15 protein-coding genes are annotated in these 13958 nt (G+C 68.0%); 10 read left to right on the plus strand and 5 right to left on the minus strand.

The features are described 5' to 3' along the window. Window positions 1-448 precede the first annotated feature (448 nt). The 3 genes from DS837_RS01170 to DS837_RS01180 all read left to right on the plus strand — a co-directional run bounded on the left by DS837_RS01170 (window position 449) and on the right by DS837_RS01180 (window position 3035). The gene (locus DS837_RS01170; protein ID WP_170295700.1) at window positions 449-1153 is read left to right on the plus strand and encodes a calcium-binding protein; all 705 of its coding nucleotides are present in this window, start codon (window positions 449-451) and stop codon (window positions 1151-1153) included. Window positions 1154-1361: 208 nt separating this feature from the next. After that, entirely contained in the window at window positions 1362-2099 is a 738-nt protein-coding gene (locus DS837_RS01175; protein ID WP_149163082.1) for a tRNA1(Val) (adenine(37)-N6)-methyltransferase, read from the plus strand. Window positions 2100-2150: 51 nt separating this feature from the next. Further along, on the plus strand, window positions 2151-3035 hold the full coding sequence (locus DS837_RS01180; RefSeq protein ID WP_425599231.1) for a S49 family peptidase: 885 nt from the start codon (window positions 2151-2153) through the stop codon (window positions 3033-3035). Window positions 3036-3050: 15 nt separating this feature from the next. On the opposite strand, the gene DS837_RS01185 is transcribed toward DS837_RS01180, so the two are convergent. Beyond that, complete coding sequence (locus tag DS837_RS01185) at window positions 3051-3278, minus strand: type II toxin-antitoxin system HicB family antitoxin (protein WP_038526563.1); 228 nt, start codon at window positions 3276-3278, stop codon at window positions 3051-3053. A gap of 193 nt (window positions 3279-3471) precedes the next feature. Here DS837_RS01185 and DS837_RS01190 point away from each other — a divergent pair, with 193 nt between their 5' ends. The 3 genes from DS837_RS01190 (at window position 3472) to glyS (ending at window position 6833) form a co-directional block, all read left to right on the plus strand. Then, window positions 3472-3741 (plus strand): hypothetical protein, encoded by a 270-nt coding sequence (locus DS837_RS01190; protein WP_035675333.1) that lies wholly within the window; start codon window positions 3472-3474, stop codon window positions 3739-3741. 103 nt (window positions 3742-3844) lie between these two features. Next, the gene (locus DS837_RS01195; RefSeq protein WP_149163084.1) at window positions 3845-4732 is read left to right on the plus strand and encodes a glycine--tRNA ligase subunit alpha; all 888 of its coding nucleotides are present in this window, start codon (window positions 3845-3847) and stop codon (window positions 4730-4732) included. A gap of 13 nt (window positions 4733-4745) precedes the next feature. Continuing rightward, window positions 4746-6833: a glycine--tRNA ligase subunit beta gene (gene glyS, locus DS837_RS01200; RefSeq protein ID WP_149163586.1), complete on the plus strand. Its 2088-nt coding sequence runs from the start codon at window positions 4746-4748 to the stop codon at window positions 6831-6833. Window positions 6834-7051: 218 nt separating this feature from the next. Here the strand turns inward: glyS and leuA are convergent, their stop codons facing one another. The 4 genes from leuA to DS837_RS01220 form a co-directional block, all read right to left on the minus strand. Then, window positions 7052-8752 (minus strand): 2-isopropylmalate synthase, encoded by a 1701-nt coding sequence (gene leuA, locus DS837_RS01205; RefSeq protein WP_149163085.1) that lies wholly within the window; start codon window positions 8750-8752, stop codon window positions 7052-7054. A gap of 390 nt (window positions 8753-9142) precedes the next feature. Next, window positions 9143-9865: an LrgB family protein gene (locus DS837_RS01210; protein ID WP_149163086.1), complete on the minus strand. Its 723-nt coding sequence runs from the start codon at window positions 9863-9865 to the stop codon at window positions 9143-9145. Next, on the minus strand, window positions 9862-10236 hold the full coding sequence (locus DS837_RS01215; protein ID WP_149163087.1) for a CidA/LrgA family protein: 375 nt from the start codon (window positions 10234-10236) through the stop codon (window positions 9862-9864). The genes DS837_RS01210 and DS837_RS01215 overlap by 4 nt, the downstream gene beginning before the upstream one ends. A gap of 75 nt (window positions 10237-10311) precedes the next feature. Further along, window positions 10312-10983: an alpha/beta hydrolase gene (locus tag DS837_RS01220; protein WP_149163088.1), complete on the minus strand. Its 672-nt coding sequence runs from the start codon at window positions 10981-10983 to the stop codon at window positions 10312-10314. Window positions 10984-11187: 204 nt separating this feature from the next. On the opposite strand from DS837_RS01220, the gene DS837_RS01225 reads away from it, so the two are divergent. From DS837_RS01225 to DS837_RS01240, 4 genes are read left to right on the plus strand one after another with little or no spacing between them, the layout of a single operon-like run. Continuing rightward, window positions 11188-11622, plus strand: a complete 435-nt coding sequence (locus DS837_RS01225) for a DUF3775 domain-containing protein (protein ID WP_149163089.1) — start codon at window positions 11188-11190, stop codon at window positions 11620-11622. Further along, complete coding sequence (locus tag DS837_RS01230) at window positions 11619-12356, plus strand: SRPBCC family protein (RefSeq protein WP_149163090.1); 738 nt, start codon at window positions 11619-11621, stop codon at window positions 12354-12356. The genes DS837_RS01225 and DS837_RS01230 overlap by 4 nt, the downstream gene beginning before the upstream one ends. Beyond that, window positions 12353-13528, plus strand: a complete 1176-nt coding sequence (locus tag DS837_RS01235) for a zinc-dependent alcohol dehydrogenase (RefSeq protein ID WP_149163091.1) — start codon at window positions 12353-12355, stop codon at window positions 13526-13528. Before DS837_RS01230 ends, DS837_RS01235 begins: the two co-directional genes overlap by 4 nt. Window positions 13529-13557: 29 nt before the next feature. After that, window positions 13558-13812, plus strand: a complete 255-nt coding sequence (locus DS837_RS01240; RefSeq protein WP_149163092.1) for a hypothetical protein — start codon at window positions 13558-13560, stop codon at window positions 13810-13812. Window positions 13813-13958 lie beyond the last annotated feature (146 nt).

Consider the following 13958-nt stretch of genomic DNA (forward strand, 5'->3'; position numbering starts at 1 on the left):
CGCCGTCTTAGCGCTTCCCGATGCGACCGGAGCGGACGAGACGGGTTTCCAATGTTCGGTGGTGACATACGTGGGTGTCTGTATAGAACCGCTCCCAATCACAGGCATGGCACCCTCCTCGCGAGCATCTGTTTCATTGAAAGCATCCTATAAGAGATTTTCAACATTCGCAAGAGCTCACGGAAAGGCGTGCGAAGCATTTGCGGCTTGTCTCCATAGATTTCCTCCAAAAAACATCCTAGGTTTCCGCATCGCGGTCGAATTTATGGAGATTTTAATTAGTTAGAAAACTAACTAATTAATAGTATTGCAGATGATATGAATGGACACATAAATATTTATGCGGGTATGCCGTGTCAACTTGACGCATTCAGTGCCGTTTGTCTTGTATGAAAATTTGTTTACCTCACATCGTGGGAAAAAATTTACAATAATTGGGGTGTCAAATATGGCCACGTACTATGGGGACAGCGGAAACAATTACATTGGCCCTTACTCCGGGCCGAACATCATATTCGGGGGTGCCGGCAACGATACCTTGGAAGGGTTCACCGACCACGATCGCCTCGACGGCGAAGATGGGAATGACGTGCTGCTTGGCTGGTTCGGAAACGATTCTCTTTACGGGGGGAATGGCTCCGACACGCTGTATGGCGAGGACAACAACGATCTCCTCTCCGGTGGAGAGGGTAACGATTACTTGTTGGGCGGAAACAACAACGACACCCTGTACGGCAACGCCGGCAATGATGTGCTTTGGGGTGATGACAACGACCTCCATTCCGGGTCCGACGTGCTGGCGGGCGGGACCGGTGACGACACTCTGTTCGGTGGCGGCGAGAGCGATTTCTATATCTTTACGTTCTACAGCGATGGAAGGGACTATATTTACGACTCCAGCGACAGCTATGACGAGCTGTACATCAACGGTGTGTCGAATCTGAGCGGCCTTCAATTCTTCAGGGCCACGGCCTTCGGGTCATCGAATGACTATAACGACCTGGTCATTCGGCGCGCTGGGGATACGGCGATGTCGGAATACATCGTCGTCGACGATTACTGGAGCGGCAGCGCGGCCGGAGCGGGGCGGATCGAGTATCTAACCGTCAATGGATCGAATTACTGGTTCAACGATGTGACGTCCTCGCTATAACGATCGCGGAAACAGACGATTGGAGCCGGGTGTCGGCACGGCTCCAATCGCGTCGATCCGCCGGAACGCACCGGAGGGGCGCCGGGGAGGCTTCCGGGCGAGCGGCGGCTCGGCGCAAGGCGAACCTGTGATCCTGATAAGAATTCCTTTGTGAATATCGTCGTGTCTCTGTGTCTTTGTGGTTCAACCTCCCTCGCTTATCCGCCGCATGACCGAACCCATCGACACCCTTCTGGACGGCCGCGTCCGCCTGCACCAGCCGCAAGCCGGCTACCGCGCCGCCATCGACCCGGTGCTGCTCGCCGCCTTCACCGCCGCCGGGGCGGGGGAGCGGGTGCTGGACGTCGGCACCGGCACCGGGGCGGCGGCGCTGTGCCTCGCCGCCCGTGTGCCGGGCGTCATGGTCGTCGGTCTGGAGAAGCGGGCGGAGGCGGCGGACTTCGCCCGGCGCAACGCCGCCCTCAATGGGCTGGATGGCCGGGTGGGCGTCCTTGAGGGCGACCTGCTGGCCCCGCCGCCGGAGCTGGTTTCCGGAACCTTCGACCGGGTGATGATGAACCCGCCCTACCTGCGCGCCGGGGCGGCCAGCGTGCCGCCCGATCCCTGGAAGGCCGCCGCGAACGTGGAGGGGGAGGCGGGGCTGACCGAATGGGTGCGCTTCGCCGCCGCGATGCTGAAGCCGCGCGGCACGCTGACCATGGTCCACCGCGCCGACCGGGTGGACGAGATCCTGGCCGCGCTGCACGGCGCCCGATTCGGCTCCCTACAGTTGATTCCGCTCTGGCCGAAGGCGGGGGAGGAGGCGCGGCGCCTCCTGCTGGCGGCGCGGAAGGGGGGGCGTTCGCCGGCGCGATTCACCGCCGGTCTGGTGCTGCACGGCCCCGATGGCGCCTACAGCGCGCGGGCGCAAAGGATTCTGCGCGACATGGAACCGCTGATCGCTTAAGCCAACGCTTTCAATCCAGCCTCAGCGCCACCATTTCAACCGGCGATGAACATGACCAAGCTGCTCGCCAAACTCCCGTTCGGCCCCTGGCGCGACGCCGGGCCGATCGTGTCCGTCCTCCGCCTGTCCGGTGTCATCGGCCAGGCCGGAGCCTTCCGCCAGGGTCTGACCATGTCCAACATGGCCGGGCTGATCGAACGCGCCTTCGCGCCGAAGACGCAGGCTGCGGTGGCGCTGGTCGTCAACTCGCCGGGCGGGTCGCCCGTCCAGTCGGCGCTGATCGCCAAGCGCATCCGCGATCTCGCCACCGAGAAGAAGGTACCGGTCTTCGCCTTCTGCGAGGACGCGGCGGCGTCCGGCGGCTATTGGCTGGCCTGTGCGGCGGACGAGATCTGGGCGGACGAGAGCAGCATCCTTGGCTCCATCGGCGTGGTGTCCGCCGGCTTCGGCGCGCACGAGTTCATCGAGCGCTACGGCATCGAGCGGCGGCTCTACACCGCGGGCGACAAGAAGGTGATCCTCGACCCCTTCTCGCCGGAGCGGGAGGACGGGGTGGCCCATCTGAAGGCGATCCAGGCGGAGATCCACGACGCCTTCAAGGCGATGGTGCGCGACCGCCGCGGCGCCCGCCTGTCCGGGCCGGAGGAGGAGCTGTTCTCCGGCGCCTTCTGGGCGGGGCGGCGCGCGCTGGAACTGGGGCTGATCGACGGCATCGGCGACCTGCGCAGCGTGCTGCGCGGCCGCTTCGGCGAGAAGGTCCGGCTGCGCGTGGTGCAGGAGGACCGGCGCTGGTTCCGCCGCATGGGCTTCCGCGTGGATGCGCCAGCGGGCGGAAGTTTGGGCGGGAACCCGCTGGACCGGCTCGCGGCGGACCTCCCCGCGGCGGCGCTGTCCGCCGTCGAGGAGCGTGCCCTGTGGTCGCGCTACGGTCTTTGAGCCGGAAGCCGGGCGTTACTGGGTGACTTCGCGCAAACGCTCCGACGGGGGCGGGACCGGCGCGCCGGTGCGGCGGGCGTTCTCAATCCAGGCGGCGATGGCGTCGAGCGCCGCCGTGCTGGCGTCGGCGGGGGTGGCGCCGCCCGCGGTGCAGCCCGGCAGGTCGGGCACCTCGGCCACATAGCCGACACCCTGTTCCGGGGGCAGGGGGCGGACGATGACCGGATAGGCGCTGGCGTTCATGACGTTGCGTCTCCTCTGCGCACGGTTTTCACCCATTAGGTGCCGCTTCCGCTGCGGACGACAAGGATTCTTTGCGCTGGACGGGCGCTTCTTTCGAAGTTCGATCCATTTTCGGTGGGTCAGCCGTTCGAGGTGCGTTTGGGGTGAAGGCCGCTCTTGACCGGGCGGCCCCGCACCCCCTAATCCTCCTCCCATGTTCAGTCTGTCCAAGATCCTGTTCCTGATCCTGGTGATCGGCGCCGTGTGGTTCGGCTGGCGCTGGTACAACCGCGTCGGCGCGGTCGGCCGGGAGCGCCTGCGCGAGCGGGAGCGTCGCGGCTCCGGAAAGCCCACCTCCACCAGCGGCGGCGGCTCGCCCCAGGTGGCCGCGGAGGACATGGAGAAATGCCCGGAATGCGGCGCCTACGTCGCCCCGCGCTCCGCCGTGGCCTGCGGCCGGCCGGTCTGTCCCTACGGTCGTTGAACCTTAAACGCAGGGGGGCGGCTGATTGGCGGGCGCTTGATTCCGGGGGTACCGCCGCGTATCGTGCGGCGCGTTTTTCCACACCAATCATAAGTGACCGCCGATGGCCTCCCCGAGCGGGTCTTCCCAAGACAGCCGCGGCCTGTCCTTTCAGGCCCTGATCCTCAAGCTCCACCAGTTCTGGTCGGAGCAGGGCTGCGTGATCCTCCAGCCCTACGACATGGAGGTGGGTGCGGGCACCTTCCACCCGGCGACGACGCTGCGCGCGCTTGGCCCGCAGCCGTGGAAGGCGGCCTATGTGCAGCCCTCGCGCCGCCCGAAGGACGGCCGCTACGGCGAGAACCCGAACCGGCTCCAGCACTACTACCAGTATCAGGTGATCCTGAAGCCCTCGCCGGCCAACCCGCAGGAGCTTTACCTGGAAAGCCTGAAGGTGCTGGGCATCGACCCGTCGCTGCACGACATCCGATTCGTCGAGGACGACTGGGAAAGCCCGACGCTGGGCGCCTGGGGCCTCGGCTGGGAGGTCTGGTGCGACGGCATGGAGGTCACCCAGTACACCTATTTCCAGCAGGTCGGCGGCATCGAGTGCGACCCGGTCGCGGTCGAGCTGACCTACGGGCTGGAGCGTCTGGCCATGTATGTGCAGGGCGTGGAGAACGTCTACGACCTGGACTTCAATGGGCAGGGCGTGAAGTACGGCGACGTGTTCAAGCGCGCCGAGGTCGAATATTCGGCCCACAACTTCGAGCACGCCAACACCGACATGCTGCTCCAGCATTTCAAGGACGCCGAGGCGGAGTGCCAGTCGCTGATCGCCAGGGGCGTCGCGCTGCCGGCCTACGACCAGTGCATCAAGGCGTCGCACCTCTTCAACCTGCTGGACGCGCGCGGCGTCATCAGCGTCGTGGAGCGCGCCGCCTACATCGGCCGCGTGCGCGCGCTGGCGAAAGCCTGCTGCGAGGCGTGGACCGCCGGGGGGGCCAAGTAACATGTCGGTCAACATGCCCGAACTTCTGATCGAGTTCTTCTCCGAGGAAATTCCGGCCCGCATGCAGGCGCGCGCGGCGGACGACCTCAAGCGCCTCGTCACCGAGAAGCTGGCCGCCAACGGCCTGACCTTCGCGTCGGCCGAGGCCCATTCCACCCCCCGCCGCCTCGCGCTGGTGATCGACGGCCTGCCCGAGCGCACCGCCGACGTCCGCGAGGAAAAGAAGGGGCCGCGCGTCGGCTCGCCCGAGCAGGCGGTCGCCGGCTTCCTGAAGTCCGCCGGCCTGACCAGCCTGGACCAGTGCGAGCAGCGCGACACCGGAAAGGGCGTCTTCTACTTCGCCGTGGCGGAGAAGAAGGGCCGCGCCACCGCGGAGGTGCTGGCCGAGATCATCCCGGCGGTCATGGGCGACTTCCCCTGGCCGAAGTCGATGCGCTGGGGCACCGGCACGGTGCGCTGGGTGCGCCCGCTGCATTCGATCATCGCGCTGTTCGGCGGCGCGGTGCTGGAGGGCTCGTTCGACCTGGGCGGCGCGCAGGGCAAGCTGGCCTTCGGCAACAGCACCCGCGGCCACCGCTTCCTGTCGCCGGACGCCTTCACGGTCACCGACTTCGCCGACTACAAGGCCAAGCTGCGCGACGCCCACGTCGTGCTGGACCGCGCCGAGCGCAAGGCCAAGATCAAGGCCGACGCCGAGGCGCTCGCCGCGCGGGAGGGCCTGACCCTCTCCCCCGACGACGGGCTGCTGGAGGAGGTCGCCGGCCTCGTCGAATGGCCGGTCGCCCTGGTCGGCACCATCGACGAAAAGTTCATGGACGTGCCGTCGGAGGTTCTCATCACCTCCATGCGCACGCACCAGAAGTATTTCGCCCTGCTGGACAAGGCCGGGAAGATGGCCCCGCGCTTCGTCGTGGTCGCCAACACGGTGACGGCGGACGCTGGCCGGGCCATCGTCGCCGGCAACGAGCGCGTTCTGCGTGCCCGTCTGTCCGACGCCAAGTTCTTCTGGGACCAGGACCGCAAGACGAAGCTGGAAGAGCGCGTGTCCAAGCTGGGCGCCATCACCTTCCACGCCAAGCTCGGCACGGTGGCGGAGAAGGTCACGCGCGTCCAGGTCCTGGCCGCCGAGATCGCCCGCGCCATCGGCGCCGACGCGGACGCGGCGACCCGCGCCGCCCTGCTGTCCAAGGCGGACCTCGTGACCGAGGTGGTCGGCGAGTTCCCCGAGGTCCAGGGCATCATGGGCCGCTACTACGCGCTGGGCGAAGGCGAGAACCCGGCGGTCGCCGAGGCCATCGCCGAGCATTACAAGCCGCTTGGGCCGTCCGACTCCTGCCCGACCGCCCCGGTGTCGGTCGCCGTGGCGCTGGGCGACAAGCTCGACACGCTGGTTGGCTTCTTCGCCATTGACGAGAAGCCCACGGGATCGAAGGACCCCTACGCACTGCGGCGTGCGGCGCTGGGCATCATCCGGCTGATCCTGGAGAACGGGCTGCGGCTGAACCTGACGCAGCTCTTCAAGGCGGCGCACGGCGCCTACACGGTCGGCGGTTTCGCCGCCGCCGATGGGGTCGCCACCGACCTGATGGCCTTCTTCGCCGACCGCCTGAAAGTCACGCTGCGCGACCAGGGCGTGCGGCACGATCTGGTGGACGCGGTGTTCGCGCTCGGCGGCGAGGACGACCTCGTCCGCCTTCTGGCCCGCGTGAAGGCGCTCCAGGCCTTCGTCGGGTCGGAGGAGGGGGCGAACCTGCTCGCCGCCTACAAGCGCGCCAGCAACATCGTCCGCATCGAGGAGAAGAAGGACGGCAAGGCCTACGACCAGCCGGTCGATCCGGCCCTGCTGACGCTGGTGGAGGAAAAGGACCTCTACGGCGCCCTGTCCGGCGCTGGGGAGACGGCCAAGCCGTTGCTGGCCAAGGAGGACTTCACCGGCACCATGGCGGCGCTGGCCCGTCTGCGCGGCCCGGTGGACGCCTTCTTCGACAAGGTGACGGTGAACGCCGAGCAGGCCGACCTGCGCGCCAACCGCCTGCGCCTGCTCAGCCAGATCCGGGCGACGCTGAACGCGGTGGCGGATTTCTCGCGCATCGAGGGGTGATGGGGCAGGGGGTGCTGTTGCGGTGCCCCCACCCTCCCACGCTGGCGCGTGGGTCCCTCCCTCCCCCGCTTCGCGGGAGAGGGGAGATTGGCAAAGTCCCCTCCCTCGCCGCAGGCGGGGGAGGGTTAGGGAGGGGGCCCAGTGCAACCACTCCCCACCCACCCAACAAAAAAAGGGGCGCCCCGGCGGGTGCCCCTTTCTCATGTCCCCAAAACCCCTTACCGCACAGCGCGGTTCGCGGCGCTGACCAGGGCGCGCAGCGAGGCGGTCACGATGTCCGCGTCCATGCCGACGCCGAACAGCGTGCGCTCATCCTTGGTCTTCACCTCGACATAGGCGCAGGCCTGGGCGTCCTCGCCCTCGCCGACGGCGTGCTCGCGGTAGTCCACCACATGCAGGTCGATGCCGGTGCCCTGGCGCAGCGCGTCCAGGAAGGCGTCGATCGGGCCCTTGCCCGAGCCCTTCAGCGTGCTGACCACGCCGTCGCGCGACACCACCACGTTCAGCACGCGGGCGCCGGAGTTCGGGCCGCGCGGCTCGGTCGAATGCTCGATCAGGGCCAGCGGGGCGTCGATGTCCAGATACTCCGCCTTGAAGGCGTTGTGGATGTCGGCGGGGGCCAGCTCCTTGCCGGTCTCGTCAGCGATGCGCTGCACCGTCTTGGAGAACTCGATCTGCAGGCGGCGTGGGATCTGGATGCCGTAATCCTTCTCCAGCACATAGGCGATGCCGCCCTTGCCCGACTGGCTGTTGATGCGGATCACCGCCTCGTAGCTGCGGCCCAGGTCCTGCGGGTCGATGGGCAGGTACGGAACCTCCCAGGTGCCGTGGTTGGACTTGGCCAGCGCCTTCAGCCCCTTGTTGATGGCGTCCTGGTGCGAGCCGGAGAAGGCCGTGAAGACCAGCTCGCCGGCGTAGGGGTGGCGCGGGTGGACGGGCAACTGCGTGCAGTATTCGGCGACGCGGACGATCTCGTTGATGTCGTCGATGCGCAGCTCCGGATCGACGCCCTGGGTCAGCAGGTTCAGCGCCAGCGTGATCACATCCACGTTGCCGGTGCGCTCGCCGTTGCCGAACAGGGTGCCTTCCACGCGGTCGGCGCCGGCCAGCATGCCCAGCTCCGCCGCCGCGACGCCGGTGCCGCGGTCGTTGTGCGGGTGCAGGGAGATGATCGCCGCGTCGCGGTTCTTCATGTTGCGGCAGAACCACTCGATCTGGTCGGCGTGGATGTTCGGGGTCGACATCTCCACCGTCGCCGGCAGGTTCAGGATGACCTTGTTGTCGGCGCTGGCGCCCCAGGTCTCCATCACCGCCTCGCAGATCTCCAGGGCGAACTCCAGCTCGGTCCCGGTGAAGCTCTCCGGCGAATATTGCAGGACGATCTCGGTCTCCGGATGCTCGGCGGCCAGCTGCTTGATCAGCTTGGTGCCGGCGACGGCGATGTCGACGATGCCCTGGCGGTCCAGCCCGAAGACGACGCGGCGCTGCAGCTCCGAGGTCGAGTTGTACAGGTGGACGATGGCGCGCTTGGCGCCCTTGATGCCCTCGAAGGTGCGGCGGATCAGCTCCTCGCGGGCCTGGGTCAGGACCTGGATGGTCACGCCGTCGGGGATCTTGCCGCCCTCGATGATTTCGCGGCAGAAGTCGAAATCGGTCTGCGAGGCGGCGGGGAAGCCGATCTCGATCTCCTTGAAGCCCATCTTCAGCAGCGCGTCGAACATCGCGCGCTTGCGGTCCGGACCCATCGGCTCGATCAGCGCCTGGTTGCCGTCGCGCAGGTCCACCGAGCACCAGACCGGCGCCTTCTCGATGGTCCGGTTCGGCCACTGGCGGTCGGTCAGCTTCACCGGGGCGAAGGGGACGTACTTCTCGTGCTTGGCGGCGGAAGAGGCGGCGGCGGGGGTGGCGATGTGGTTCATGACGCTTCGTGATCCCTTGGGAGCCCCGGTTTGTGCTGCGGGGCGTTGTCTCGTGTCGTGTGGGGACCGGCGGGACTACGGTCGCTGAGCTGCCGGGCGGCTCAGCGACCGTTCCTAAGTCGCAGCCCCGGCCCCAGCCGGGAGACACGCCTCACCCCGCAAGGGCGCGTGCCGAAATGGCGCAAACTGTGGGTGCTCATGGGAAAACAGACACTTCGACCAGGAAACAGGGCAGACGAACGCAGACGACCCGGACGCTCAAAGCGCCGGGGTGATAAGTCGCAGAAGGGCGTTCGTGTGGTCGATGCGGGTCATGGGCCACACTGTGCGCAGGCAGGCTTGCTCTGTCAAGCCGCGATTCCATGAAATCTTCTTTCGCGGAGCGGGGTCTCAGCTGAAGAACAGGCGGTAGAGGACCGGCAGGAGGATGGCCGTCACCAGCCCGTTCAGCCCCATCCCCAACCCGGCGAAGGCCCCTGCCACCTCGTTGACCTGGAGCGCGCGGGCGGTGCCGATGCCGTGGGCGGCCACCCCCAGGCCGAAGCCGCGCGCCCGCCAGTCCGTCACCCGGACGAGGTTCAGGACCCAGGTGCCGAAGGACGCGGCGATGATCCCGGTCAGGATCACGAAGACCGCGGTGAGCGAGGGCAGGCCGCCGATCTGCTCGGACACGCCCATGGCGATGGGGGAGGTCACCGACTTCGGCGCCAGCGACAGCATGGTCCGCTCCGACGCGCCCAGCGCCCAGGCGATGGCGACGGCGCTCAGCGCCGACGCGGCGGAGCCGGTCAGCAGGGCGACCAGCAGCGCCACGGCGGAGCGGCGGACCTGCTGGAACTGGCGGTAGAGCGGGACCGCCAGCGCCACCGTGGCCGGGCCGAGCAGGAAATGCACGAACTGCGCGCCGTCGAAATAGGTGCGGTAATCGATCCCCGCCACCATCAGCGTCGCGGCGATCAGCAGCACCGCGATCATCACGGGGTTCAGCGCGGGGCGCCGCCCGAACCGCTCGAACACCCACATCCCCGCCTGATAGGCGGCCAGCGTCAGGGTCAGGCCGGCGAGCGGGCTGGCCGAGAGATAGACCCAGATCTCGTGGAAATCGGGGCTCATGGCGCGTTCTCTCCGTTGCCGGATTCGGCGTCCGGGCCGCGGCGGCTCAGGACACTCATCACCCAGGCGGTCAGCGCGACGCCGATCAGCGTGCTGCCCAGCAGAGCGGCGGCGATGGGCAAGGCCTCCGCCTCCAGCCGGTTCAGGTGCGCCATCACCCCGACGCCCGCCGGAACGAAGAGAAGGGAGAGGTGACGCAGGATGCCGCCCGCCGTCTCCTGCAACGGCTCCGGCACGCCGCCGCGGACCAGCAGGCCGACGAACAGCAGGACCATGCCCAGCACCGGTCCCGGAACGGGCAGATGCAGCAGGCGGGCGGTCAGTTCCCCCGCCAGCTGGCAGGAGAGAAGTAGGGTCAGGGTGCCGAGCATCGGCAGGCTCCGGGCTTTTCGGGGAGGTGGCCGCAGCCTAATCCCGGAGCCTGCCGCGGGGGGAGAGGATATGCCCTACCGCGCCAGCAGTTGAGCCTTGAGCCAGTCGCGCACCTCGCGGCAGACGGCCTCGGCGGTCTCGTCCAGACAGTGGCCGGCGCCGGGCATCAGGACCAGCTTCTTCGGCTCGCGCGCCATGCGGTGGACGTGGATGGAGCACATCGGCGTCAGCGCCTCGTCGGCCTCGCCGTGGATCATCAGCACGGGGCAACGGAGGTCCGCCACCGCGTCGGTGCCCAACCCCTGGGTCGCCAAAGTCACCACCGTGCAGACCGCGCCGCGGTTCGAGGCCGCGGCCTGGATCGCCACCGCGCCGCCGAAGGAATGGCCGACCAGGGCGACATGGTGGATGCCCATCCGGCCGAGGAAGGTCAGGCCGCACAGCGCGTCGTAGACCGCCTCGTCCAGCGCGTGGGGGTTGCGGTAGCGGATGCGCAGCGAGGCGATGCCGTGCGCCGTAAGATCCTTCGCCAGCCGCGGATAAAGCCCGTGGGCCGGCGAGTCGAAGCCGCCGCCGACGCCGCCGAGCCAGATGACGCCCAGCGTTCCCGCCGCCTTATGCCCGTTCGGGTGGCCATCGGGGGCGGGGTAGAGGCGGGCGTCCACGGTGCCGCGGTCGGTGTCCAGGCGCACGGGGGCGAACGCCTCGTCCACGGTTTCGCCGATCTGCGCCGACAGGAGCGGCATGGGTGTTCTCCGGCTTGCCAAGGTCTTGCGGGAGTTAACAAGCCACCGGGCCTCTCTGTTGCTCCGGCGTGTTGGTTTGGAACCTCGCCGCACCGTCTCCGGTTGTGCCGAGAGGCGGTCCGCGACACGGGCCGCATTCCGATGCCTCGGCAGCCCGGCTGTTGGCGTCGGGCAAAGCCGTGCAACTGAAAAGAAGTGCGACACATGCTCAAACAGATTTCGGTCGATACCGTGAAGCAGGCCGCCGACCTCGCGTACGAGGCCGTGGCCGACCGCCAGCGTTTCCTCGCGGGAATGCGCAACATCGACCTCGGGGAGCAGACCAGCGAACGCGGTTCGCGGAACCCGACCGATCTCGACGCCCTCAGCATCCTGTCCTCCGACGCCAGTGGAGCGTTGAGCCAGTTGAACCGGATGCTGGAGGACCTGACCCCCGAACAGCGGATGGAATTGCGCGCGGTCATGTTCGTCGGGCGCGGCGATTTCGCCGGAAACCAGTGGAACCGCGCGCTGGACGAGGCCGGGCGGGCCCCGGACGCCACCCACTACACCGACATCGCGGAGCGCATCGACCTGCACCGCGACCTGATGAAGGGGCTGTACGAGCTGGACCTGCTGAAGAAGAAGGACGGGCAATGACCAGGGGCCGGGACGGCGGGCGGCGCCCGGAGGGCTCCGCCGGGACGCTCGAACGCTGGGCCGCCATCCTCGGCGGCACGGCGCTGGGTTTTGCCGGGGTGCGGCGGGGAAGCTGGGCGCTGTCTGCGCTCGGTGGTGGGCTGTTCCTCGCCGGGGCGGCGGGGGTTCCGCTGTCCAGCCCGCTGCGGCAGGCCGCGCTGCCGGCGCTGCGCCGCGAGCCGACGACCACCCAGGCGAACGTCACCATCGCGGTTCCGGCCGAAAAACTGTTCCGCCACTGGCGCAACGTCCGCCATCTGGCGGCGCTCTTCCCCCACCTCGACGCCGTGGAGATCCTGTCCGACACGGAAAGCCGCTGGAAGGCCCATGGCCCCGGCGGAGTCCCGGTAGTCTGGAACAGCCGGCTCGACAAGGTCCGGGAGAACGAACTGATCACCTGGCACACGCTGGAGGGGGCGGACCTGCCGCACCGCGGCACCGTCCTGTTCCGTCCGGCACCGGGCGGGCGCGGGACGGAGGTCAGCCTGACGCTGGCCTACCACCCGCCGGGTGGTGCCGGCGGCAACGCCGTGTCCCGCCTGTTCGGCACAGCGCCGGAGCAGCAGGCGCGCGAGGCGCTGCGCCGCCTGAAGCGGATCATGGAGGTCGGCGAGCTTCCCACAATCGACGGCCAGCCGAGCGGGCGGGCCGAGTGGGGTCGGGTGACGTCCAAACTGCGGGAGGTGACGGGATGAGGGCGCTCTGCTGGAACGGCGTGAACGACCTGCGGGTGGAGCGGGTGCCGGACCCCACGATCCTCGGCCCGCAGGACGCGATCATCAAGGTCGGCCTGTCCTCGGTCTGCGGGTCGGACCTGCACCTGATCGGCGGCTACGTCCCCACCATGCGGGCCGGCGACATCATCGGCCATGAGTTCCTCGGCGAAGTGGTGGAGAAGGGGCCGGAGGTGACGCGGCTGAACCGCGGCGACCGGGTGATCACGGTGTCGATCATCGGCTGCGGCAAATGCTGGCACTGCCAGCACGAGGAGTTCTCGCTCTGCGATAATTCCAACCCGCAACCGGCCTTCGAGGAGGCGGCCTACGGGCACTGCACCGCCGGCATCTTCGGCTACAGCCACGCCTTCGGCGGCTACGCCGGAAGCCACGCCGAATACATCCGCGTCCCCTTCGCCGACACCAACTGCTTCCGCGTGCCGGAAGGGGTGACGGACGAGCAGGCGGTCTTCGTCTCCGACGCCGTGCCGACCGGCTACATGGCCGCCGACATGGGCAGCATCAAGCCGGGCGACGTGGTGGCCGTCTGGGGCTGCGGCGGCGTCGGCCAGATGGCGATGAAGAGCGCCTTCCTGATGGGGGCGGAGCGGGTGATCGGCATCGACCGCTTCCCCGACCGGCTGCGCGCCGCCCAGATGAAAGCGGGGGCGGAGACGCTGGATTACAGCCGCGTCGACATCTACGACGCCCTGCTGGCGATGACCGGCGGGCGCGGACCGGATGTCTGCATCGACGCCGTGGGCATGGAGGCGGACAGCGGCGCCTCGGCCATTGAGGATCTGTATGACCGCGGCAAGCAGGCCCTGCGGCTGGAGAGCGACCGGCCCGCCGTCCTGCGCCAGATGATCCAGTGTTGCCGCAAGGGCGGCACCCTGTCCATCGTCGGGGTCTATGGCGGCCTTCTCGACAAGTTCCCCATGGGGGCGGCGATGAACAAGGCGCTGACCTTCCGCATGGGGCAGCAGCACGGCCAGCGCTACGTCAAACGCCTGTTCGAGCACATCGAGAAGGGCGACCTCGACCCATCCTACCTGTTGACCCACAAATGGGCGTTGGACGACGCCCCCCAGGGCTACCGCATGTTCAAGGAGAAGGCCGACGACTGCATGCGGGTCGTCTTCGCGCCGTGACGGCGGGCCGGAATGAAGGGTGGAAGGCCATGAAGATCGTCTATGCCTATCCGGCGGAGAAGGGGCGCGGCGTCGAGGCCGAGATCGTCGGGGACTTGCGCGACCGCTGCGGCCACGTCGTCCAGACCGCACGCGAGGAGCGCGACGCGGAGCGCGGCGGCGCCGTCGATGTCATCGTCACGCTGGAACTGGACGACTCCCAGCGGGACACCGCTCTCAACAGGCTGCGCGCCCACCCCGCGGTGATCGACGCCGCGGCGGAGAGCTTCGGGGAGCGGGTGTAGGACTCATGCAACGACAGCGGGCTCGGCTTCCGCGGAGTCGCCCAACGGGCGGGTGGCGAAGAACGCGCACAACATCTCGTGGCGCTCCCTTCGATGATACCGCAGATGTTCGTCATCAACCCCGTCGCCCATGGGACGAAGCCGGT

Source organism: Azospirillum brasilense (assembly GCF_008365405.1).
GTDB classification, from domain to species: domain Bacteria; phylum Pseudomonadota; class Alphaproteobacteria; order Azospirillales; family Azospirillaceae; genus Azospirillum; species Azospirillum brasilense_D.